This is a genomic window from Phycicoccus avicenniae, assembly GCF_018139485.1.
Classification (GTDB): Bacteria; Actinomycetota; Actinomycetes; order Actinomycetales; family Dermatophilaceae; genus Phycicoccus; species Phycicoccus avicenniae.
Genome location: NZ_JAGSNF010000003.1, coordinates 319,958 through 340,452, shown reverse-complemented (window position 1 = coordinate 340,452; position 20,495 = coordinate 319,958). Strand labels below are relative to the sequence as shown.

General features: G+C 74.1%; 20 protein-coding genes, 1 tRNA gene and 1 pseudogene. 16 read left to right on the top strand and 6 right to left on the bottom strand.

What is annotated here, in order from left to right; translation table 11 throughout:
- Positions 1-1,362 (bottom strand): DUF349 domain-containing protein, encoded by a 1,362-nt coding sequence (locus KC207_RS03610; RefSeq protein ID WP_249138532.1) that lies wholly within the window; start codon positions 1,360-1,362, stop codon positions 1-3.
- Between the two features lie 2 nt (positions 1,363-1,364).
- A complete protein-coding gene (locus KC207_RS03605; RefSeq protein WP_249138531.1) occupies positions 1,365-2,165 on the bottom strand; it encodes a peptidylprolyl isomerase in 801 nt (266 codons plus the stop codon).
- Positions 2,166-2,233: 68 nt separating this feature from the next.
- Here KC207_RS03605 and KC207_RS03600 point away from each other — a divergent pair, with 68 nt between their 5' ends.
- Together KC207_RS03600 and hisS are read left to right on the top strand one after the other, a co-directional pair.
- Positions 2,234-2,935 (top strand): MBL fold metallo-hydrolase, encoded by a 702-nt coding sequence (locus KC207_RS03600; RefSeq protein ID WP_211601518.1) that lies wholly within the window; start codon positions 2,234-2,236, stop codon positions 2,933-2,935.
- Complete coding sequence (gene hisS, locus KC207_RS03595) at positions 2,932-4,275, top strand: histidine--tRNA ligase (protein ID WP_211601517.1); 1,344 nt, start codon at positions 2,932-2,934, stop codon at positions 4,273-4,275. Before KC207_RS03600 ends, hisS begins: the two co-directional genes overlap by 4 nt.
- On the opposite strand, the gene KC207_RS03590 is transcribed toward hisS, so the two are convergent.
- Positions 4,262-4,879 carry a hypothetical protein gene (locus tag KC207_RS03590; protein WP_211601516.1) on the bottom strand — a complete coding sequence of 206 codons (618 nt, stop codon included), beginning with the start codon at positions 4,877-4,879 and terminating at the stop codon, positions 4,262-4,264. The two genes, hisS and KC207_RS03590, sit on opposite strands and share 14 nt — an antisense overlap.
- A 119-nt stretch (positions 4,880-4,998) precedes the next feature.
- Between KC207_RS03590 and ald the strand changes: the two genes are divergently transcribed.
- The 10 genes from ald to KC207_RS03540 all read left to right on the top strand — a co-directional run bounded on the left by ald (position 4,999) and on the right by KC207_RS03540 (position 13,884).
- Positions 4,999-6,114, top strand: coding sequence for an alanine dehydrogenase (gene ald / locus KC207_RS03585; protein WP_211601515.1), 1,116 nt, complete (start codon positions 4,999-5,001; stop codon positions 6,112-6,114).
- Positions 6,111-7,049 carry a site-specific tyrosine recombinase XerD gene (locus KC207_RS03580; RefSeq protein ID WP_211601615.1) on the top strand — a complete coding sequence of 313 codons (939 nt, stop codon included), beginning with the start codon at positions 6,111-6,113 and terminating at the stop codon, positions 7,047-7,049. The genes ald and KC207_RS03580 overlap by 4 nt, the downstream gene beginning before the upstream one ends.
- An 89-nt stretch (positions 7,050-7,138) precedes the next feature.
- The gene (locus KC207_RS03575; protein ID WP_249138530.1) at positions 7,139-8,020 is read left to right on the top strand and encodes a ParA family protein; all 882 of its coding nucleotides are present in this window, start codon (positions 7,139-7,141) and stop codon (positions 8,018-8,020) included.
- A gap of 4 nt (positions 8,021-8,024) precedes the next feature.
- Complete coding sequence (locus KC207_RS03570; protein ID WP_249138529.1) at positions 8,025-8,909, top strand: segregation and condensation protein A; 885 nt, start codon at positions 8,025-8,027, stop codon at positions 8,907-8,909.
- Entirely contained in the window at positions 8,906-9,535 is a 630-nt protein-coding gene (gene scpB, locus KC207_RS03565; protein WP_211601513.1) for an SMC-Scp complex subunit ScpB, read from the top strand. The genes KC207_RS03570 and scpB overlap by 4 nt, the downstream gene beginning before the upstream one ends.
- Positions 9,532-10,419 (top strand): pseudouridine synthase, encoded by an 888-nt coding sequence (locus KC207_RS03560; RefSeq protein WP_211601512.1) that lies wholly within the window; start codon positions 9,532-9,534, stop codon positions 10,417-10,419. The genes scpB and KC207_RS03560 overlap by 4 nt, the downstream gene beginning before the upstream one ends.
- Positions 10,416-11,501 carry a prephenate dehydrogenase gene (locus tag KC207_RS03555; RefSeq protein ID WP_211601511.1) on the top strand — a complete coding sequence of 362 codons (1,086 nt, stop codon included), beginning with the start codon at positions 10,416-10,418 and terminating at the stop codon, positions 11,499-11,501. Before KC207_RS03560 ends, KC207_RS03555 begins: the two co-directional genes overlap by 4 nt.
- A 23-nt stretch (positions 11,502-11,524) precedes the next feature.
- Positions 11,525-12,220, top strand: coding sequence for a (d)CMP kinase (cmk, locus tag KC207_RS03550; RefSeq protein ID WP_211601510.1), 696 nt, complete (start codon positions 11,525-11,527; stop codon positions 12,218-12,220).
- A 30-nt stretch (positions 12,221-12,250) separates the two neighbouring features.
- Entirely contained in the window at positions 12,251-13,735 is a 1,485-nt protein-coding gene (gene der / locus KC207_RS03545) for a ribosome biogenesis GTPase Der (protein ID WP_211601509.1), read from the top strand.
- Positions 13,736-13,810: 75 nt separating this feature from the next.
- A tRNA-Pro gene (locus tag KC207_RS03540) sits at positions 13,811-13,884 on the top strand.
- A 38-nt stretch (positions 13,885-13,922) separates the two neighbouring features.
- On the opposite strand, the pseudogene KC207_RS17130 reads toward KC207_RS03540, so the two are convergent.
- The 3 genes and pseudogenes from KC207_RS17130 to KC207_RS03525 form a co-directional block, all read right to left on the bottom strand.
- Positions 13,923-15,109: pseudogene (locus tag KC207_RS17130) on the bottom strand (IS481 family transposase).
- A 243-nt stretch (positions 15,110-15,352) separates the two neighbouring features.
- Positions 15,353-16,495, bottom strand: coding sequence for a ThuA domain-containing protein (locus KC207_RS03530; protein ID WP_211601508.1), 1,143 nt, complete (start codon positions 16,493-16,495; stop codon positions 15,353-15,355).
- A 135-nt stretch (positions 16,496-16,630) separates the two neighbouring features.
- Positions 16,631-17,782 (bottom strand): MalY/PatB family protein, encoded by a 1,152-nt coding sequence (locus KC207_RS03525; RefSeq protein WP_211601507.1) that lies wholly within the window; start codon positions 17,780-17,782, stop codon positions 16,631-16,633.
- Between the two features lie 80 nt (positions 17,783-17,862).
- Here KC207_RS03525 and clsA point away from each other — a divergent pair, with 80 nt between their 5' ends.
- Genes clsA through KC207_RS03505 form a run of 4 tightly spaced genes read left to right on the top strand, consistent with a single transcriptional unit; the run spans position 17,863 to position 20,481 of the window.
- Positions 17,863-18,459 (top strand): cardiolipin synthase ClsA, encoded by a 597-nt coding sequence (gene clsA / locus KC207_RS03520; protein ID WP_211601506.1) that lies wholly within the window; start codon positions 17,863-17,865, stop codon positions 18,457-18,459.
- Positions 18,456-19,397 carry a DUF881 domain-containing protein gene (locus KC207_RS03515; protein WP_211601505.1) on the top strand — a complete coding sequence of 314 codons (942 nt, stop codon included), beginning with the start codon at positions 18,456-18,458 and terminating at the stop codon, positions 19,395-19,397. The genes clsA and KC207_RS03515 overlap by 4 nt, the downstream gene beginning before the upstream one ends.
- Positions 19,394-19,726: a small basic family protein gene (locus KC207_RS03510; protein WP_211601504.1), complete on the top strand. Its 333-nt coding sequence runs from the start codon at positions 19,394-19,396 to the stop codon at positions 19,724-19,726. Before KC207_RS03515 ends, KC207_RS03510 begins: the two co-directional genes overlap by 4 nt.
- Complete coding sequence (locus tag KC207_RS03505) at positions 19,723-20,481, top strand: DUF881 domain-containing protein (RefSeq protein WP_211601503.1); 759 nt, start codon at positions 19,723-19,725, stop codon at positions 20,479-20,481. Before KC207_RS03510 ends, KC207_RS03505 begins: the two co-directional genes overlap by 4 nt.
- Positions 20,482-20,495: the final 14 nt, after the last annotated feature.

Sequence of the window (20,495 nt, the reverse complement as noted above, 5' to 3'; positions counted from 1 at the left end):
TCAGCCGCCGAACTCGTCGACGCCGGCCCGGGCCTGGTCCAACCACTGCTGCTGGGCCGTGAGCCGCTCCCGCGCCGCCGCGGCCTTCTTCTCGTCGCCGGCCGCCTCGGCCTTCTCGACCTCGGCCCGCACGGACGCGACGGACGCCTCGAGCTGGTCGACGAGGCTCTGCGCCCGCGCCGCGACCTCGGGGTTCGTCTGCTTCCAGCGCTTCTCGTCGGCGTCGCGGACGGCCTGCTCGACCGCGCGCATCCGCTTCTCGACCCGGTCCAGGTCGGCGCGCGGCACCTTGCCGGCGGCGTCCCAGCGGTCCTGGACGTCGCGCAGGGCGACCTTGGTCCTCTCGATGTCCTGCACCGGGAGCAGCGCCTCGGCCTCGACGAGCAGCTCCTCCTTGACGACGAGGTTGGCGCGGAAGGACTCGTCCTCGGCGGCGGCGACCTCGTCCTTGGCCGTGAAGAACGCGTCCTGGGCGGCGCGGAAGCGCTCCCAGAGGGCGTCGTCGTCGGCGCGGGCGGCCCGCCCGGCGGCGCGCCACCTGTCCATGAGCTGCTTGTAGGCGCGGGCCGTGGGTCCCCAGTCGGTGCTCTTCTGCAGGGCCTCGGCCTCGGCGACGAGCTTCTTCTTCGTCGCCTTGGCGTCGGCGCGGGTCGTCTCGAGCTCGGCGAACCAGGCCCGCCGTGCCTTGTCGAAGGAGTTGCGGGCGTGGCTGAAGCGCTGCCACAGCGCCGTCTCGGTCGGCTTGTCGAGCTTCGCCGCGGAGCGCTGGTGGGCCTTCCACTGGTCGAGCAGGGCGCGCATCCGCTCGCCGCTCTGCTTCCACTGCGTGCGCTCGGCGGGTTGGGCCGCGATCTTCTCGGCCTCGGCGACGATGAGCTCCCGCTCGGCGGCGGCGGCCGCCCGGGCCTGCTGCCGGGCCTCGGACTCACCGGCCCGCTTGGCCTCGAGCCCGGTGCGGACCCGGCCGACCGTGGCGTCGAGGGCGGCGAGGTCACCGACGACGTTGGCCTCGGCGACGTGCTGCTCGAGCGTCCGCAGCCCGTCCGCGACCTCCTTGGCCGAGACCTCGGGGTTGGCGAGCCGGGCCTCGAGCAGGTCGGCGGAGGCGGCGAGCTCGTCGTACTTGCGGGCGAAGTACTGCAGCGCCTCCTCGGGCGCGGCGTCCGGGTAGGACCCCACCTCGCGCTCCTCGTCGCCGACGGTGACGAACACCCGACCCTGCTCGTCGGCCCGGCCGAAGCGGGCGGACTCGGAGTGCGTCACGGGGGCGGGCGGCGCGGCCGCCGGGCGGGGCGGACGCCGACCTGCGAGGGCGGCGGGGGAGGGCACGGGGGGACGGGGCGTGGGCTGGTCCTCGGACACGGTCAGGACGACTCCTCGGTGACAGCAACCTGCAGGATGCTGATCGGTGCGGCGGGCGGACCGTCCGTGGGGCTCGAGCCGGTGGCTACGACCCCCTGGGCGGCGACGCGGTCGACGATATCCAACCCGGCCGTCACCGTGCCGAACACGGTGTAGCCGTCCGGGTCCGGGATCTCGGTGTCGCCGTACACGAGGAAGAACTGTCCGCCGTTGCCGTTCTCCGGGTCGGACGTGCGGGCCATCGCGACGGAGCCGCGGGGGTACACCCCGTCGGCCGGCGCGTTCTCGACGCCGTACCCGTACCCGGGGCCACCGGTCCCGGTGCCCGTGGGGTCGCCGCACTGGAGGACCTCGAAGGACTCGCCCGTCGTGAGCCGGTGGCACGGCGAGTCGACCCAGTACCCGGTGCGGGCCAGCTGGAGGAAGGACGCGACCGCCTGCGGGGCGAGCGTGCCGTCGAGCCGGACGACGATGTCGCCGCAGTTCGTCGTGAGGGTCGCCTCGTAGACGGTGCCCTCGGCCTCGGCGGCGTCCGGGAGCTCCAGCTCGGCGGCCGTTCCGGGGGCGGCGGGCGGCTCGGTGCAGCCGGACGCCGTCGTCCCGGCCGTGCCGCCCTCCGGCTCGTCCTCCGCACCGCCGAGCACCCCGAAGGCGACGACCGCGCCGAGGACGACGAGGACCGCCACGACGACCGCGACCGTCCGCTGGACCCGGCCGCGGGCGGCGGCGTCGGCCTCGTCCCGCACCTCGAGCCGGCGCGCCCGGCGGCGGGCGCGCTCCTGCTCCTGCTTCCTCGTGCTCACGTGGCTCCTCCGGCATCGGCTCTGACGGTGGCGCTCAGTGTAGGAGGCCCGGCGCGTAGTCTCGCCGGGTGCTCGCCCTGTCCTTCCCCGCCGCCGCCTTCGACACCAACTGCTACGTCCTGGCCCCCGGTCCGGGGGAGGAGTGCCTCGTCGTCGACCCCGGCATCGGGGTCGAGGACACCCTCGCCGAGGTGCTGCGCGAGCACCGGCTGCGTCCCGCCGCGGTGCTCCTCACCCACGGCCACCTCGACCACGTGTACTCGGTGACCCCGGTGTGCGGTGGCACGACCGCGGCCTACATCCACGCGGACGACCGTTACCGGCTCGAGGACCCGCTCGCCTCGGTCGGTCCCGCGATGGTCGCGATGATGGAGGCCCAGTTCGGCCGGTCCGCGACCTGGGCCGAGCCCGAGACCGTCGTCGACGTCGCGGACGGGCAGCGTCTCGAGGTCGCGGGGCTCGCCCTCGACGTCCTCCACGCCCCGGGTCACACCGAGGGCTCGGTGATGTTCGCCCTCGACGCCGTCCCGGACGGCCTGGCGCCGGGGGAGGGGCTGGACCGGACCGTCGTCTCGGGTGACGTCCTCTTCGCGGGCTCGATCGGCCGCACCGACCTGCCGGGTGGCGACACGGCGGCGATGCAGCGCTCGCTGCGCGACGTCGTCCTCCCGCTCGCGGACTCCACGCTGGTCCTCACCGGTCACGGCCCGGCGACGACGATGGCGCGCGAGCGGGGCACCAACCCGTACCTGCGAGGATTGGACGCGTGACCCCTCCCGCCACGAAGGTGACCCCGATCTCGGGGTTCCCCGAGCTGCTGCCCGCCGACCGGCTCCTCGAGCTGCACTTCCTCGACACGATCCGTGAGGTCTTCGAGCTGCACGGCTTCGCCCCGCTCGAGACCCGGGCCGTCGAGCCCGTCGAGCGGCTCCTCGGCAAGGGCGGGGACGCGGACAAGGAGATCTACGGGGTGAGCCGCCTCGCCGGCGAGGAGACCGGCCGGGACGCCGACCTCGGGCTGCACTTCGACCTCACCGTCCCGTTCGCGCGGTACGTCCTCGAGCACGCCGGACGCCTCCAGTTCCCGTTCCGCCGCTACCAGATCCAGAAGGTCTGGCGCGGCGAGCGGCCGCAGGAGGGCCGGTTCCGCGAGTTCACCCAGGCCGACATCGACGTCGTGGACGTCGGCGAGCTCGCGCCGCACCTCGAGGCCGAGATGCCGCTCGTCGTCGCCGAGGCGTTCCGCCGGCTGCCGGTCGGCGAGTTCCGCATCCAGGTCAACAACCGCAAGGTGCCGGAGGGCTTCTACCTCGGCATCGGCCTCACCGACGTCGCCGGGACCCTGCGGGTCGTCGACAAGCTCGCGAAGATCGGACCGCGGAAGGTCACCGAGCAGCTCGTCGCGGCCGGGGCCACCGAGGAGCAGGCGCGGCTCGCGCTGGCCCTGGCCGACATCCGCAGCGGCGACCTGTCCTTCGTCGACGAGGTCCGGGCGCTCGGGGTCTCGCACCCCACCCTCGACGAGGGGCTCCGGGCCCTCGCCGCCGTCGTCGCGGCCGGGGCCGAGCAGGCTCCTGGCACGCTCGTCGCCGACCTGTCCGTCGCCCGGGGGCTCGACTACTACACCGGCACGGTCTACGAGACCCAGCTCGTCGGCTCCGAGGAGTGGGGGTCGGTCTGCTCGGGTGGCCGCTACGACTCCCTCGCCTCCGACGGCCGGACGACGTACCCGGGCGTCGGCATCTCGATCGGCCTCACCCGGCTCGTCCACCTCCTCGTGGCGAAGCGGGGACTCACGGCGTCCCGGTCCACCCCGGCGGCGGTGCTCGTGGCCGTCGTCGACGAGGAGTCCCGGGCCCGGTCGGGGCGGGTCGCCGCGACCCTGCGCGGTCGTGGCGTGCCGTGCGAGGTCGCGCCCTCCGCGGCGCGCTTCGGGAAGCAGATCCGCTACGCGGACCGCCGGGGCATCCCCTTCGTCTGGTTCCCCGGGACGGACGACGCCGGGGACCAGGTCAAGGACATCCGCAGCGGCGAGCAGGTCGACGCCGACGCCGCGACGTGGACGTGCCCGGCGCAGGACCTGCGTCCGGCCGTCGTCACTCGGGACTGACGGGCGGCGGCCGCAGCCCCGAGGCCCGCAGCTCGAGGACGGCGAGGGCGCGCACGACCTCCGGGTCCCCGCGTCGCCACGCGCCCGCCGGGTCGGTGCTGATCCGGGCCAGCCGGGGCATCGGCTGGTTCGCCATCGCCCGCAGGGCGAAGAGGTCGAGGTCGGGGGCGCCGTCGACGAACCGCTGCGCGGCCCCCGCCCGCCGGGCGAAGCGGACCCGCAGCAGCAGCCAGGTGAGCACGACGAGCACGATCGGGGTCGCCGCGACGACCACCCCGAGGACGAGGGCGAAGCGCTCGACCGCCGCGACGAGGTCGGCGCCCGCCGACTCGAACCCGGCGCCGGCGTCGGCGGCGGAGCGGAACGGGGTCGCGATCCGGTCCTCGAGGAGCGGCAGCCCGTCGACCTGGTCGCCCGCCGCTGTCATCCGGCCCCGGAAGCCCGAACCCGCAGCCTCGAGCCGTCGCCCGGGCTCGGCCAGGGTGAGCGTCGCCTCGTGCACGGCCGTCCCGACCCACACCCAGGCGAGGACCCAGAGAAGGACGCAGAGGTCCGTGACGACCTGGGCGGTGCGGCGGGCGGGGAGGTCGCTGTAGGGCTTCACGGGTTCTCCGGCTTCCGGTCGGGGTGTCGCGTCCCACTAGACTTCCACCCTCCCTCCCACGAGGAGGGGCACAGGGGCGACGAGGCCCGGACCGCGACACGAGACAGGGTTGGTCACACGTGAAGATCGGCATCCCCACCGAGGTCAAGAACAACGAGTTCCGGGTCGGCATCACGCCGGTGGGTGTCAACGAGCTCACCCGCCGCGGTCACGAGGTGCTCGTCCAGAAGGGCGCCGGCCTCGGGTCGACGATCACCGACGAGGAGTACGTCGCCGTCGGCGCCCGCATCCTCGACGCGGCCGACGACGTGTGGGGCGAGGCCGACATGGTGATGAAGGTCAAGGAGCCCGTCGCCGAGGAGTACCACCGGCTGCGCGAGGGGCTCACCCTCTTCACCTACCTCCACCTCGCCGCCGACGAGCCGCTCACGAGCGAGCTCGTCGAGAGGAAGGTCACCTCCGTCGCCTACGAGACCGTCCAGCTGCCGTCGGGTCTGCTGCCGCTGCTCTACCCGATGTCCGAGGTCGCCGGCTGCCTCGCTCCCCAGGTGGGCGCGCACTCGATGATGCGCGCCCAGGGGGGTCGCGGGGTGCTCATGGGCGGTATCGGCGGCGTGAAGAGCGCCAAGGTCGTCGTCCTCGGGGCCGGGGTGGCGGGTCAGAACGCCGCGAACATCGCCCTCGGGATGGGCGCCGACGTCACCCTGCTCGACACCGACCTCGACAAGCTGCGGATGAGCTTCTGGCGCTACGACAACCGGGTCGCCCAGATCGCCTCGTCGGCGATGTCGGTCCGCGAGCAGGTCCTCGAGGCCGACCTCGTCATCGGGACGGTGCTCATCCCCGGTGCGAAGGCGCCGAAGCTCGTCACCGACGAGATGGTCTCGCAGATGAAGCCGGGGTCCGTCCTCGTCGACGTGGCGATCGACCAGGGCGGGTGCTTCGAGAACAGCCGGCCGACGACGCACGCGGACCCGACCTTCGAGGTCCACGACTCGATCTACTACTGCGTCGCGAACATGCCCGGAGCGGTGCCGCACACCTCGACGTGGGCCCTGACGAACGCGACGCTCGCGTACGCGACCACCCTCGCCGACCAGGGCTGGGAGGCCGCGATGCGTGGCGACGCGGCTCTCGCCAAGGGCCTGAACACCCACGGCGGCCGGCTCACCTACCCCGCGGTCGGCGAGGCGTTCGGGATGGACTCGGTGACCGTGGACGAGGTCCTGTCCTGACGGCGGACCCCCGTCCCACGGCGCTCGACCGCGCGGTCGACGCGTGGCTCACCCACCTCGACGTCGAGCGCGGCGTCTCGGCGAACACCCTCGCCGCGTACCGCCGGGACCTGCGCCGCTGGACCGGCTTCCTCGAGGCGGAGTCGGTGCGCCGGCCCGAGGACGTCACGGCGGCCCACGTCGCCGAGTTCCTCTCCCGGCTGCGCGAGGGCGCCCCGGACCGTCCCCCGCTCGCGGCGTCCTCCGCGGCGCGGACGCTCGTCGCCGTCCGGGGACTGCACCGCTTCCTCGCCCTCGAGGGGGACCTCGACGGGGACCCGACGCGTGACGTCGCCCCCCCGCGCACGCCCGACCGGCTGCCGAAGGCGATCTCCACCCACGAGGTCGAGCGCCTGCTCGAGGCGGCGTCGCTCGGCGACGGCCCGCTGCCGCTCCGGGACCGGGCCCTGCTCGAGCTGCTCTACGGGACCGGGGCCCGCATCTCGGAGGCGAGCGGCCTCGACGTCGACGACGTCGACACCGGCGAGCGGGTCGTCCGGCTCCTCGGCAAGGGCGGCAAGGAGCGGCTCGTCCCGCTCGGCTCCTACGCCGCGAGTGCGCTCGAGGCGTGGCTCGTGCGCGGTCGACCGGAGACGGCCCGCCGCGGCCGGGGGACGCCGGCGGTCTTCCTCGGGGTGCGGGGCGCGCGGCTGTCCCGGCAGAGCGCGTGGGCGGTGCTGCGCTCGGCGGCCGAGCGCGCCGGCCTCGACGGCCACCTGTCGCCGCACACCCTGCGGCACTCCTTCGCCACCCACCTCCTCGAGGGCGGCGCGGACGTCCGGGTCGTCCAGGAGCTCCTCGGGCACGCCTCGGTGACGACGACGCAGGTCTACACCCGGGTCACCGTCCAGCAGCTGCGCGAGGTGTACGCGCAGAGCCATCCCCGGGCCCGCTGATCACCGGGGCGGGGGCCGGCCGCTGATAAGGTCGTCCCCGATCGGCGGGAGGCCGACCGAGACCGAGAAGCACCGGGGAGAAGAGCGAGTTGGGCGAGACCGAGGCGGCGTTGCAGACCCGGACGGACGGACGGCTCGGACCGACCGGCCGTCCGCTGCCCGACTTCCCGCCGCCCCCTCCGCTCACGGCGCACGGGCCGGCGCGGGTCATCGCGATGTGCAACCAGAAGGGCGGCGTCGGCAAGACGACGACGACGATCAACCTCGGTGCCGCGCTCGCCGAGCAGGGCCGCCGGGTCCTCCTCGTCGACTTCGACCCGCAGGGCGCCCTGTCCGTCGGGCTCGGCATCCCGACGCACGAGCTCGACGTCACCGTGTACAACCTCCTCGTCGAGCGCGGCCACGACGTCCGGGACGTCATCCAGCGCACGGCCGTCGAGGGTCTCGACGTCCTCCCCGCCAACATCGACCTGTCCGCCGCGGAGGTCCAGCTCGTCGGCGAGGTCGCCCGCGAGCAGATCCTCGCCCGCGTCCTGCGTCCGGTCGAGGACGACTACGACGTGGTCCTCGTCGACTGCCAGCCCTCGCTCGGGCTCCTCACCGTCAACGGGCTCACGGCCGCGCACGGGGTCATCATCCCCCTCGAGTGCGAGTTCTTCGCGATGCGCGGCGTCGCCCTGCTCGTCGAGACGATCGAGAAGATCACCGACCGGCTCAACCCCCGGCTCGAGGTCGACGGCATCCTCGCGACGATGTACGACGGGCGCACCCTGCACTCGCGCGAGGTCGTCGCCTCCGTCGTCGAGCACTTCGGGGACCTCGTCTTCCACACCGTCATCTCGCGGACCGTGAAGTTCCCCGACGCCACCCTCGCCGCCGAGCCGATCACGACGTACGAGTCGAGCCACAAGGGCGCCGACGCCTACCGCCAGCTGGCCCGCGAGCTCATCGCCCGTGGCGGCGCGGCCTGACCCGGTGACCGAGCCGCCCGTCGTCCCCGGCGGCGTCCTCACCCGGCGTGCCGCGAGCACCCCGTTCGAGGTCCACCTCGAGAACTTCACCGGGCCGTTCGACCTGCTGCTCGGGCTCATCAGCAAGCACCGGCTCGACATCACCGAGATCGCCCTCGCCAGCGTCACCGACGAGTTCATCGCCCACATCCGGGCCGCGCAGCAGGGCGAGTCCGAGTGGGACCTCGGCCAGGCGACCGAGTTCCTCGTCGTCGCATCCACCCTCCTGGACCTCAAGGCCGCCCGGCTGCTGCCGCAGGCCGGCCCCGAGGACGAGGAGGACCTCGCCCTCATCGAGGCGCGCGACATCCTCTTCGCCCGGCTGCTGCAGTACCGGGCCTTCAAGGACATCGCCCACACCTTCGGGGAGCGGATGGCGACGGCCGGGCGCCGGCAGCCGCGCTCGGTCGCCCTCGAGCCGCACCTCGCGGCGCTGCTCCCCGAGCTCGTCATGACGGTGTCCCCGGAGCGCCTCGCGATGATCGCGGCGCGGGCCATCGCCCCGCGGACGCCGCCGACCGTGGGACTGACCCACCTGCACGCCCCCCAGGTGAGCGTCCGCGAGCAGGCCGGCGTCATCGGCGCCCGGCTGCGCCGCGACCGCGTCGCCTCCTTCCGCAGCCTCGTCGCCGACGCGGACACCACGCTCGTCGTCGTCGCGCGCTTCCTGGCCCTCCTCGAGCTCTTCCGCGAGTCCGCCATCGGCTTCGAGCAGGCCGAGGCCCTCGGCGAGCTCACCGTCCGCTGGACGGGGCCGGACGAGGACGTCGACGTCACCGACGAGTTCGACGAGCCCGACGCACCGCCGGGCGACACCCCGGACCCGGAGACCACAGGAGCCACCCCATGACCGCCCCGCCCCCCGAGCCGCCCGCCGTCGAGACCCCCACCGAGGACCAGCTCGCCTTCGACGTCGCCGACTTCCCCGGCGGCATCCGCGGCGCCCTCGAGGCCGTCCTCATGGTCGTCGACGAGCCCGTGACGACGCTCGCCCTCGCCTCGGCCCTCGAGCAGCCCATCGACGCCGTCGCCGCGGCCCTCGCCGACCTCGAGCAGGGCTACGAGGAGCAGCGCCGCGGCTTCACCCTCCGCGAGGTCGGCGGGGGCTGGCGGATGTACAGCCGCCACGAGTACGCCCCCGTCGTCGAGAAGTTCGTCCTCGACGGGCAGCAGGCGCGCCTCACCCAGGCCTCCCTCGAGACCCTCGCCGTCATCGCCTACCGGCAGCCGGTGTCCCGCTCCCGGGTCGCCGCCGTCCGGGGGGTCACGGTGGACGGGGTCATCCGGACCCTGCTCACCCGTGGTCTCATCGAGGAGGTGGGTCAGGACGAGGAGTCCACCGCGACCCTCTACGGGACGACCTCCTACTTCCTGGAGCGGCTCGGGCTCGGCAGCATCGAGGAGCTGCCGGCCCTCGCTCCGTACCTGCCCGAGGTCGACGTGCTCGACGAGATCGCCGAAGGAGGCCGCGGATGACACCGCCGAAGGGACGAGGAGGCCGGCGCGCCGGTGACCGGCAGCAGCGCCGCCGGGGGAGCGGCGAGCAGCAGCGCGACCGCCGCGTCGGCACGACCCGCCGCAGCCAGCCGACCCGGCCGAAGCAGGAACCGGCCCGGCCGGTCGTCGACGTCCACGACCCCGAGGGCGTCCGGCTCCAGAAGCTGCTGGCGGCGGCCGGGGTCGGGTCGCGGCGGGTCTGCGAGGACCTCATCGCCCAGGGGAGGGTCGAGGTCGACGGCCAGGTCGTCACCGAGCTCGGCGTGCGGATCCGGTCGACCCAGGTCGTCCACGTCGACGGTGAGCGGGTGCAGCTCGACGAGTCGCGGGTCTACCTCGCCTTCAACAAGCCGCTCAACGTCGTGACGTCGATGAGCGACGACCTCGGCCGGGTCGACATCGGCGACTACCTCGGCCAGCGCAAGGACCGGCTCTTCCACGTCGGCCGGCTCGACGCCGACACCGAGGGCCTGCTGCTCCTCACGAACGACGGCGACCTGGCCCACCGGCTCCAGCACCCGCGCTACGGCGTCCTGAAGACCTACCTCGCCGAGGTGCCCGGACCGATCCCGCGCGACCTCGGCCGCCGGCTGCGCGAGGGCGTCGAGCTCGAGGACGGCCCGGCCGCGGTCGACTCCTTCAAGGTCGTCGACTCCCGGCCCGGCAAGGCCCTCGTCGAGGTCGTCCTCCACGAGGGACGCACGCACATCGTCCGGCGGATGCTCGAGGCCGCCGGGCACCCGGTCATCTCGCTCGTGCGCACCGAGGTCGGCCCCATCCGCCTCGCGGACACCAAGCCCGGCAAGTGGCGGGCCCTCAGCGGGGCCGAGGTCGCCGCGCTGTACAAGGCCGCCGGGCTGTGACCGACGTCCACGTCGTCGGGACCGGCCTGCTCGGCACGAGCCTCGGCCTGGCGCTCGTGCGCGCCGGTCACGACGTCACGCTCGAGGACGCCGTGCCGACGCACGCCGCGCTGGCGCGCGACCTCGGCGCGGGCCGGCTCCCGGGCCCGGGGGAGCCGTCGGGCCCGGACCTCGTCGTCGTCGCGGCGCCCCCCGACGTCACCGCCGGGTGCGTCCTCGACGCGCTGCGGCGCTGGCCGCAGGCCGTCGTCACCGACGTCGCCTCGGTCAAGGGGGTCGTCCTGCGCGCCCTCGAGGCGAGCGGGGTCGACCTCGCCCGGTACTGCGGGTCGCACCCGATGGCCGGACGCGAGCGCTCGGGCGCGGTGGCCGGCCGGGCGGACCTGTTCGACGGGCGCGCCTGGGTCCTCACTCCGACGACCGCGACGGCGCGCTCGGCCACCGACCTCGTCGCCACGGTGGCGCGGGCGGCGGGCGCAGCCGTCCGCGAGCTGGACCCCGCGAGCCACGACGCGGCCGTCGCGGTCGTCTCGCACCTGCCGCAGCTCGCCTCCAGCCTCGTCGCGGCGCGGTTGGCGTCGCTCGACGACGACGCCGTGGCCCTGGCGGGGCAGGGCCTGCGCGACGTCACCCGCATCGCGGCGAGCGACCCGCACCTGTGGACCCAGATCCTCGCCGGCAACGCCCGCGCCGTCCGCGAGGTCCTCTCCGGCCTCGCCGACGACCTCGACCGGGTCCTCGAGGCGCTGGCCGCCCTCGAGGACGGCGGCGACGTGCCGGGCGCCCGCGGCACGCTCGCCGCGGCGGTCGCAGCGGGCAACGCCGGTCAGGCCCGGCTGCCCGGCAAGCACGGCGCAACGCCGACCGCCTACACGACGGTCCGGGTGCTCCTGCCGGACGAGCCGGGTCAGCTCGGCCGGCTCTTCGCGGACATCGGCGAGATCGGCACGAACGTCGAGGAGTTCCACCTCGACCACGGCCTGGGGCAGCAGCTGGGCCTCGCGGAGGTCGACGTCGTCCCCGCCGCCGCCGCGGGCCTCGTCCACGCCCTCGCGGACCGGGGCTGGCGCATCCACGGCTGAACGCCGGGCTAGAGTCACCGCCCATGACCGCGCCGCTCACGATCGCCATCGACGGACCGTCCGGATCGGGCAAGAGCACCGTCGCCCGCCGCGTCGCGGAGCGGCTCGGCATCGGCTACCTCGACACCGGGGCGATGTACCGGGCCGTCACCTGGTTCTGCCTCGACACCGGCGTCGACCTCGACGACGAGGAGGCCGTCGTCGCCGCGACCGAGCGCCTGCCGCTCGACCTCGGCACCGACCCGGGCGCCCCGACCGTCCTCGTCGGCGGCCGGGACGTGTCGCGGGAGATCCGCACGACCGAGGTGAGCACGGCCGTCTCGCGGGTGGCCACGAAGCAGCGCGTCCGTCCGGTCCTCCAGCGGCTGCAGCGCGAGGAGATGGCGCGGATCGCGGTCGACACCGGCGGGGTCGTCGCCGAGGGCCGGGACATCACGACGGTCGTCGCGCCCGACGCCCGGGTGCGCATCCTCCTCACGGCCTCGGAGGAGGCCCGGCTGCGCCGGCGCTCCACGGAGCTGCACGGCAGCGCCGACGCAGCGGCGGTCGAGGCCACCCGGGACCAGGTCGTGCGCCGGGACCGGGACGACGCGACCGTCTCGCAGTTCGCCGAGGCCGCCGAGGGCGTCACCCTCGTCGACACCTCCGACCTCACCCTCGAGGGCAGCGTCGAGGCGGTCCTCGACGTGGTCGCCGCGGCGGGCGGCCCGGGGGACTGAGCACCCCCGCGGATGCGGGACAATGGGGGGATGACGAGCGAGGACACGACGCGGACCGAGGACGGGCCGCCGGCCGAGGACCCGGAGGCGGTCGAGCGCGCGCTGCGCGCCGGCCTCGAGGACTTCGAGCTGAGCGAGGAGGACCGTGCGCTGCTCGACGTCGACGGCCCGGCCCTCGGCGACGGCGACGATGACGGGCCCCAGCCGGTCGTCGCGGTCGTCGGGCGGCCCAACGTCGGCAAGTCGACCTTCGTCAACCGCGTCCTCGGGCGCCGCGAGGCCGTCGTCGAGGACGTCCCGGGCGTGACCCGGGACCGCGTGGCCTACGACGCCGAGTGGACGACGCGCCGCTTCACCCTCGTCGACACCGGCGGCTGGGAGGTCGACGCCACCGGCATCCACCTGCGGGTCGCCGAGCAGGCCGAGATCGCCGTCGAGCTCGCCGACGCCGTGATGTTCGTCGTCGACGCCACCGTCGGGTCCACCGACGACGACGAGGCCGTCGTGCGGCTGCTGCGCCGGTCCGGCAAGCCGGTCGTCCTCGTCGCGAACAAGGTCGACGACGAGCGCACCGAGGCCGACGCCGCGGCGCTGTGGAACCTCGGGCTCGGCCAGCCGTGGCCGGTCTCGGCGCTGCACGGGCGGGGGAGCGGTGACGTCCTCGACGCCCTCCTCGACGTGCTGCCGGAGGTGTCGCAGGTCGCGGCCTACGCACCCGGGGGTCCGCGACGGGTCGCGCTGCTGGGGCGTCCGAACGTCGGCAAGTCCTCGATGCTCAACAAGCTGACCGGCACCGACCGGGTCGTCGTCGACGACGTGGCGGGGACCACCCGCGACCCCGTCGACGAGGTCGTCGAGCTCAAGGGCCGCACGTGGCGGTTCGTCGACACCGCGGGCATCCGTCGCCGGGTCCACCAGACGCGGGGGGCCGACTTCTACGCGTCGCTGCGGACCCAGACGGCCCTGGAGAAGGCGGAGGTCGCCGTCGTCCTCGTCGATGCCAGCGACACGGTCGCCGAGCAGGACGTCCGGGTCATCCAGCAGGTCATCGACGCCGGCCGGGCACTCGTCATCGCCTACAACAAGTGGGACCTCACCGACGAGGAGCGCCGGCACTTCCTCGAGCGCGAGATCGAGCGCGACCTCGTCCAGGTGCCCTGGGCCCCCCGGGTCAACGTCTCCGCCCGCACCGGCCGCCACCTCGAGCGCCTCGTCCCCGCGCTCGACACCGCGCTGGAGTCCTGGGACTCGCGGATCCCCACGGGACGCCTCAACGCCTTCCTCGGCGAGGTCGTCGCGGCGCACCCGCACCCGGTCCGGGGCGGCAAGCAGCCGCGCATCCTCTTCGCCACCCAGGCGGGGACGCGCCCGCCGCGGTTCGTCCTCTTCGCCTCCGGCTTCATCGAGGCCGGCTACCGCCGGTTCGTCGAGCGGCGGCTGCGCGAGGAGTTCGGGTTCGAGGGCACGCCGATCGAGATCTCGGTGCGGGTGCGCGAGAAGCGGCGCCGCCGCTGACCACGGGCCGGGGCGATTGGGCCGCCCCGGCTTCGGTGGGATAAGGTTTCGACCGCCCTCGAGAGGGGGCAGCCACGGGCTGTGGCGCAGCTTGGTAGCGCACTTGACTGGGGGTCAAGGGGTCGCAGGTTCAAATCCTGTCAGCCCGACGCTGTGATGTCTCAGGACATCGGCAAGGCCCGAACCCTCAGGGTTCGGGCTTTTTGCTGTTCTGGGGTTGGTACCGGCGGGTGGGGTCGAGGGTGAGCTCGTGGAGGACTTCGCCGGTGGTGGCGTCGAGGACGGTGATGTGCAGGCCGTGGACGAGGATGGTGACGGCGCGGTTCCGGTGAAGGCTCGTCCGAGGCCGATGGAGTACAGGGTCCCGCCGTGGCGGAGGGTGATCTTGCCGTTGTTGACCTTGTCGTGGCGGACGCGGGTGTGGGTCCGGTCCGCAGGTTCGCCGGCCGGGGGTGCGGCTTTGGGGCGGGCGGTGTACGCGGCGGCGGGGGTGCGCCGGTCCAGGGCCCGGTGGGGGCGGTCGTGGTTGTAGGCGTGCCGGAAGTCCTCGAGCCGGGCGTGGAGGTCCTCGATGGTCGCCGGCGGGTCGGGTTGCCGGGTGAGCCAGGTCTTGAGGGTCTGTTGGAAGCGTTCGACCTTGCCCTGGGTCTGGGGGTGGTTGCCGCGGCCGTTCTTCTGGGTGACGCCGAGGGTGGCGAGCTCGGTCTCGAACGCGTTGCGGCCGCCGCGGACCCGGTGGGAGGAGTGGCGCACCGTGTACACCATCCCGTTGTCGGTCAACGTCGATGCGGGGCAGCCGTGCTCGGCGACCGCGGCCCGGAAGGTGGCGAGGACGATCGCGCCGGTCACGCGTCGGTGGGCCGAGACGTGCAACGCCATCCTGGAGTGGTCGTCCAGCCAGGTGATGACCTCGACCTGGCTGCCGTCGGCGAGGGTGACGTGGGTGAAGTCGGACTGTCAGCACTCGTTGGGCTGCTCGGCGGCGAAGCGGCGGTAGGCGGACTTGGGCTTCTTCTTCGGCGCCGGGACCACCCGGTCGTGCCGGGTCAGCAGGCGCGCGATCGTCGCCCGTGACGGCGCCGGCAGCCCGGCCCGCTGCAGGTGCCAGGCGATGGTCTCCGGGCCGGCGTCGTGCCCTGAGGCGACGAGCCGGTCCCGTTCGGCCAGGACCGCGGTCACCACCGGTCCCGCAGTCGCGGTCGGAGACGTGCGCGGGCGCCGGGAGCGGGGTTCGAACGCCGCCTCGCCCTCGACCCGGTAACGCGCCACCAGTCGGGACACCCACGCCTGGGAGAGCCCGTACCGGCGGGCAGTCTCGGCCTGGGAGAGCCCTTGGACGGTGACGGCGGTGATGACCAGCCTGGCTTTCGACACCCCCGCATCGCACCGCCGGGGTGTTGCCTATGTCTTGAGACATCCCTTGCCGATGTCCTGAGACTCGACACTGTCAGCCCGACGCTGTGATGTCTCACGACATCGGAAACCCCCGAACCGTCAGGTTCGGGGGTTTCGTCGTGGTCCGACGGCCCGCGTGGAGGATCTCCGGGGCCCTGACCCCGGAGATCCTCCACACGAGTGGGCGAGGCACGGCTCGATGCACCGGCCCCGCGGGGTCGCTCACATGCCGTGGGCGGCCAGGCCCTCCTGCCACTCGAGGAGGTCGGACACCTTCTCCGAGACGTGGGCCCCGCCGCCGAGCCCGTGCGCCATGCCGCGGGCCTTGCGCAGGTGCTTCACGGCGGTGGCGCGGTCACCGGCGTCCGCCGCGCTCTCGGCGGCGGCGAGCGCCGCCTCCACCTTCGGGGCGAGGGCCTTGGAGCCGCGGCCGTCGGCGCCGTCCACGAGGGACTCCACCTCGTCGAAGGTCACGCAGTTGCCGCCGCCCTCGACGACACCGGCGGTCCACTCGATGCCCTTGAGCATGTGCTCGACGAAGAGCGGGTCGGAGTAGGACTCGTCGACGTGGCCGGCGCCCTCGTACCAGGAGCGGCCGCCCTCGAAGTTGTGGCACCAGGCGATCGGGTGGTCCGCGCCCATCGTGCCGCCCTCGTACGTCGACTCGTCCAGCGTCATGAGGACGTGGACGTCGTCGCGCGGGTTGGACGTGTAGTTGTACCACTCGTCGAAGCGGGTCCACTCCAGCGGCAGGTGCTCGGTCGAGGGGTGCGTCGGGCTCTCGACCCGCATCGTCGCCGTCTGCTGCCGCGGGTGGCCGGCGAACCGGGCCCCGCCGCCGGTCAGCTCGCTGTACCAGGGGACGGTGTGCATCGTGTCGGTCGCCGCGTGGAGGCCGACGTAACCGCCACCGGCGCGCATGTAGCCCTGGAAGGCGGCGAGCTCGGCGTCGTCGAGCAGCCGCGGCTTGTCCGGGTCGAGGTCGTTGGTGTTGTCGACCGGCGAGGCGAAGACGATCGTCGCGTACTGCGAGAGGTCGGCGGCGCTCGTGAAGGGGGTGCTGTCCATCGTCAGCTCCGGCTGGCCGGGGGAGCCGGGCCCCCACCAGCCGCCGGAGGTGTTCGGCGGGTCCCACACGTCGACGGAGAAGCCGTGCTCCTCACCGAGGTCGATGACCGCGTGCGTCGTCTCGTCGATGTGCGAGTGCCGGAAGCCGAGCGTCTCGCCGACGACGAGGACCTTGTACTCCTCGCCTGCCGTCTCCTCCTCGGCGACCGCGGGCGCGATCCCGAGGCCGAGCACCATGCCGGAGAGGGCTCCGAGGGCCGCGAGCGGCCGACGGACACGTCGTTGTGTCGAGGTCATGCTGGTTCTCCCTGGTCGTCACTGTCCCGGGACCGGGCGGACCCGGGCTGCCGCCGACGAGCCTGCCCCTGACGGAGGCTTTTGTCCAGTGATGAAACAAATGTGTCCGAGCGGGCGTCGGAAGACGCCTGCGGCTCAGACCGACCGGGCCATCCGGCGCACGGCCTCCTCGACGATCCCGGGCGAGGTCGCGAGGTTGAGGCGGACGAAGCCGCGTCCGGCGTCGGCCCCGTAGCGCGGGCCCGAGCCGAGGGCGACGCGGCCGCGCTCCCGGAACACGGCCGCCGGGTCGTCGCCGAGGCCGAGCCCACGGCAGTCGAGCCACGCGAGGTACGTCGCCTCGGGCGGGGTCCAGCGCACGTCCGGCAGGTGCTCGGCGAGCAGCCGCCCGAGCAGGTCGCGGTTGGCCGCGAGCTCGGCCATGAGCCGGTCGTGCCAGTCCCGGCCGTCGCGCAGGGCGGCGACGTGGGCGATCTCGCCGAGGTGCGACGAGCCGTGGGTGTGGACCTCGTGCAGCGCCCGCACGTCCTGCCGCGCGGCCGACCCGCCGACGACGAGCGCCGACTTCAGCCCGGCGAGGTTCCAGCCCTTGGACGGGGAGAACACCGCGATGCCCCGCTCGCCGCCCGGCACGGTGAGGTACGGGGTCGCGTCCGGGCCGCCGGGGTAGGTGAGAGGAGCGTGGATCTCGTCGCTGACGACCCGGACCCCGTACCGCTCGGCGAGCGTCGCGAGGTCCGTCAGCTCCTCGCGGGTGTGGACCGCTCCCGTGGGGTTCTGCGGGTTGCACAGCAGGTAGGCCGCCCGCTCGCCGCCCGCGGTCGCGGAGCGGAAGGCCTCCTCGAGCACCGCGAGGTCGAGCCGACCGTCGGCCCCCAGCGGGGCGTCGACCCGGCGACGACCGATGGCCTCGACGAACCCGAAGAACGAGTCGTAGACCGGGGGCGAGACGACGACCGGGCCGCCCTCGTCGGTGAGCAGGCGCAGCACCTCGCTCGCGCCGATCATGACGTCGGCGACGACGAGCGTCGCCGAGGCGTCGATCCGCCAGCCCCACCGGTCGGCGGCGTAGCGCGCCACCTCGGCGGCGTAGCGCGGGGCCCAGCCGTACCCGGTGTCGCCGCGGGTCACGGCGTCGGTGACGGCCCGCACGACCGCGGGGCACGGGGCGACGTCCATCTCGGCGACCCACAACGGCAGGACGTCCGGTGGGTACGCGACCCACTTGACGCTCGTGCGGTCCCGGCGGAGGGTGGCCTCGGAGCCACCGAGGAGTGCGGCCGTCATGGGCCCACCCTAGGGACGGGCCACCGGCGACGGGCCGGCCGCCTCCCACGGCCGGGCACCGCTACGCATACAGTGGCGCCATGGCGGGAGAGACGCCGGGGCGCCGGGTGAGTGCGAGCGTCGTGACGCTGCCGAACGTGCTGTCCGCGCTGCGTCTCGTCCTCGTGCCCGTCTTCCTCTGGGCCATCCTCACCGAGCGTGACGTCCTCGCCATCGTCCTCCTCGCCGCCTCCGGCGTCACCGACTACCTCGACGGCCGGATCGCACGGACCTACCAGCTCGAGTCCCGCCTGGGCCAGCTCCTCGACCCCGTCGCGGACCGGCTGTTCATCGCCTCGACCCTCCTCGGCCTCGCCTGGCGGGACGTCGTGCCCTGGTGGCTCGTCGCGGTGCTCTTCGGTCGCGAGGTCTTCATGGCCGTGGTCATGGTCGTCGCCAAGCGCCACGGCTGGACCGGCCTGCCCGTCCACTTCGCGGGCAAGGCGGCGACCTTCAACCTCCTCTACGCCTTCCCGCTGCTCCTGCTCGCCGACGGGGACTCCACGGCGGCCCGCGTCGCCGAGCCGGTCGCGTGGGGCTTCGCGTGGTGGGGCATCTGCCTCTACTGGCTGGCGGGCATCCTCTACGCGGTCCAGCTGCGCCGGCTCGTCGTCGGCGGGCGGCCGGTGCCGGCATGAGCACCCCGGACGCCCCCGACCCCGGGCGTCCGAGGACCCGCGAGGAGGTCCGCGCCGGTCGCCGCCCCGACCGGCGGCCGGACGCGTCGATGACGCTCATCCGCACGATGATGGAGCGGCCCCTCGACCCGGGGTACCAGGCCGCCGCTGACCGGCGGGAGGCGGCGGGGGAGCCCCGGGCCACCTCGCTCCGCTCGCCCCGGCTCACCGCCGCGGCGCTGGCCCTCGGCCTCGTCGTCGGGGTCGCCGCCTCCAACCTCACCGCGACCGACAGCCCCCGGGCGGCGGCACGGGCCGACCTCGTCGACCAGATCGAGCAGCGCCGTGCCGAGGTCGAGGACCTCTCGGCCCGGGCGCAGGACCTCCAGGGACGGGTCACCACCCTCGAGGCCGAGCAGGTGGGGGGCGGTGAGGCGGCCCGCACCCGCGACCTCGCGGTCGCCGTCGGGGCGCTGCCCCTCGAGGGGCCGGGGCTCTCGATCGTCCTCGACGACGCGCCGGACGTCGACCAGGACGCCGCGGACGGCGGCGACGAGGGACGGGTCAACTCCCGCGACCTCCAGTTCGTCGTCAACGCCCTGTGGGAGGCGGGTGCCGAGGCGGTGAGCATCAACGGGCAGCGCCTGACGTCGGTCTCGGCGATCCGGTTCGCGGGTGCCGCCATCGTCGTCGACAACCGCCCCCTCGCACGGCCCTACACGGTCACCGCCCTCGGTGACCCGACCTCGCTCCCCACCGACTTCGCCGACGGCCCGGGCGGCAGCTACGTCTCCACCCTCGACAGCTCGTTCGGCATCCGGGTCGAACGCGAGGTGTCCGACGACCTCGCGGTGCCCGCGGCCTCCGGCCTGACGACGCGGTACGCGCGGATCATGGATACTGGCACCGCACCGACGCGAGGTGCCGACACCAGCACCGACCCGGAGGACGGCTCGTGATCCCAGCCATCGGCCTCGCCCTGGGCATCCTCATCGGGCTCCTCCTGCAGCCCGCGGTCCCCGTCTGGCTCCAGCCCTACCTCCCGATCGCGGTCATCGCGGCGCTCGACGCCGTGTTCGGCGCCGTCCGGGCGATCCTCGACGGGATCTTCAGCGACAAGGTGTTCGTCGTCTCGTTCCTCTCCAACGTCGTCGTCGCGGCCTTCATCGTCTTCCTCGGGGACAAGCTCGGCGTCGGCAGCCAGCTCTCGACGGGCGTCGTCGTCGTGCTCGGGGTGCGGATCTTCTCCAACGTCGCCTCGATCCGGCGGCACCTGTTCGACGCATGACGGCGGAGCGACGGGGCAGCCCCCCGCAGGACGCCCGGCACGCGTGGGCCCGGCTGCGGCGGGCGGGGGCGCCGACCCCGAGCCGGTCCAACCTCCTCGCGATGCTGCTCGCCGTCGCCCTCGGGTTCGCGATCATCGCCCAGGTCCGCCAGACCTCGGTCCAGGGCCTGGAGACCCTCCGCGAGGACGAGCTCGTGCGGATCTTCGCCGACGTCGACCAGGACGGCGAGCGGCTCGGCGACGAGGTCCGCGAGCTGCAGACCTCGCTCGAGCGGCTCGAGAGCCGGTCGACGAGCGAGGAGGAGGCCCAGCGGGCGGCCCAGGAGCGGGTCGACGCGCTCGGCGTCCTCGCCGGGACGGCGCCCGCCACCGGTCCGGGCATCGTGCTGCGCATCGAGGACCCCACCCAGCAGGTGCGCTTCACCGTCCTCCTCGACGCGATCCAGGAGCTGCGGGACGCCGGGGCCGAGGCCATCCAGGTCGGTGACGTCCGTGTCGTCGCCGGCACCTGGCTGGAGGACACGACCGACGGGATCTCGGTCTCGGGCAGCCTCGTCCAGCCGCCCTACGTCATCCGTGCCATCGGTGACGCGAACACCCTCGCCGGCGCGATGCAGATCCCCGGCGGCGTCACGGCGACCGTCCGACGGGTCGGTGCCCAGGCCGACGTCGAGATCGTCGACCGGGTCGAGGTCGACGCGTTGCTCACCGTCACCACGCCTCAGTACGCTCGCCCCGTCCCCTCGACCCCCTGACGCGGCCGGCGCCG

Coding starts and splice junctions, on each gene's coding strand:
- scpB (WP_211601513.1), top strand. CDS start 8,906: ATGACCGCCCCGCCCCCCGAGCCGCCCGCCGTCGAGACCCCCACCGAG.
- cmk (WP_211601510.1), top strand. CDS start 11,525: ATGACCGCGCCGCTCACGATCGCCATCGACGGACCGTCCGGATCGGGC.
- der (WP_211601509.1), top strand. CDS start 12,251: ATGACGAGCGAGGACACGACGCGGACCGAGGACGGGCCGCCGGCCGAG.
- KC207_RS03525 (WP_211601507.1), bottom strand. CDS start 17,782: ATGACGGCCGCACTCCTCGGTGGCTCCGAGGCCACCCTCCGCCGGGAC.
- KC207_RS03505 (WP_211601503.1), top strand. CDS start 19,723: ATGACGGCGGAGCGACGGGGCAGCCCCCCGCAGGACGCCCGGCACGCG.
- KC207_RS03560 (WP_211601512.1), top strand. CDS start 9,532: ATGACACCGCCGAAGGGACGAGGAGGCCGGCGCGCCGGTGACCGGCAG.
- KC207_RS03515 (WP_211601505.1), top strand. CDS start 18,456: ATGAGCACCCCGGACGCCCCCGACCCCGGGCGTCCGAGGACCCGCGAG.
- KC207_RS03530 (WP_211601508.1), bottom strand. CDS start 16,495: ATGACCTCGACACAACGACGTGTCCGTCGGCCGCTCGCGGCCCTCGGA.
- clsA (WP_211601506.1), top strand. CDS start 17,863: ATGGCGGGAGAGACGCCGGGGCGCCGGGTGAGTGCGAGCGTCGTGACG.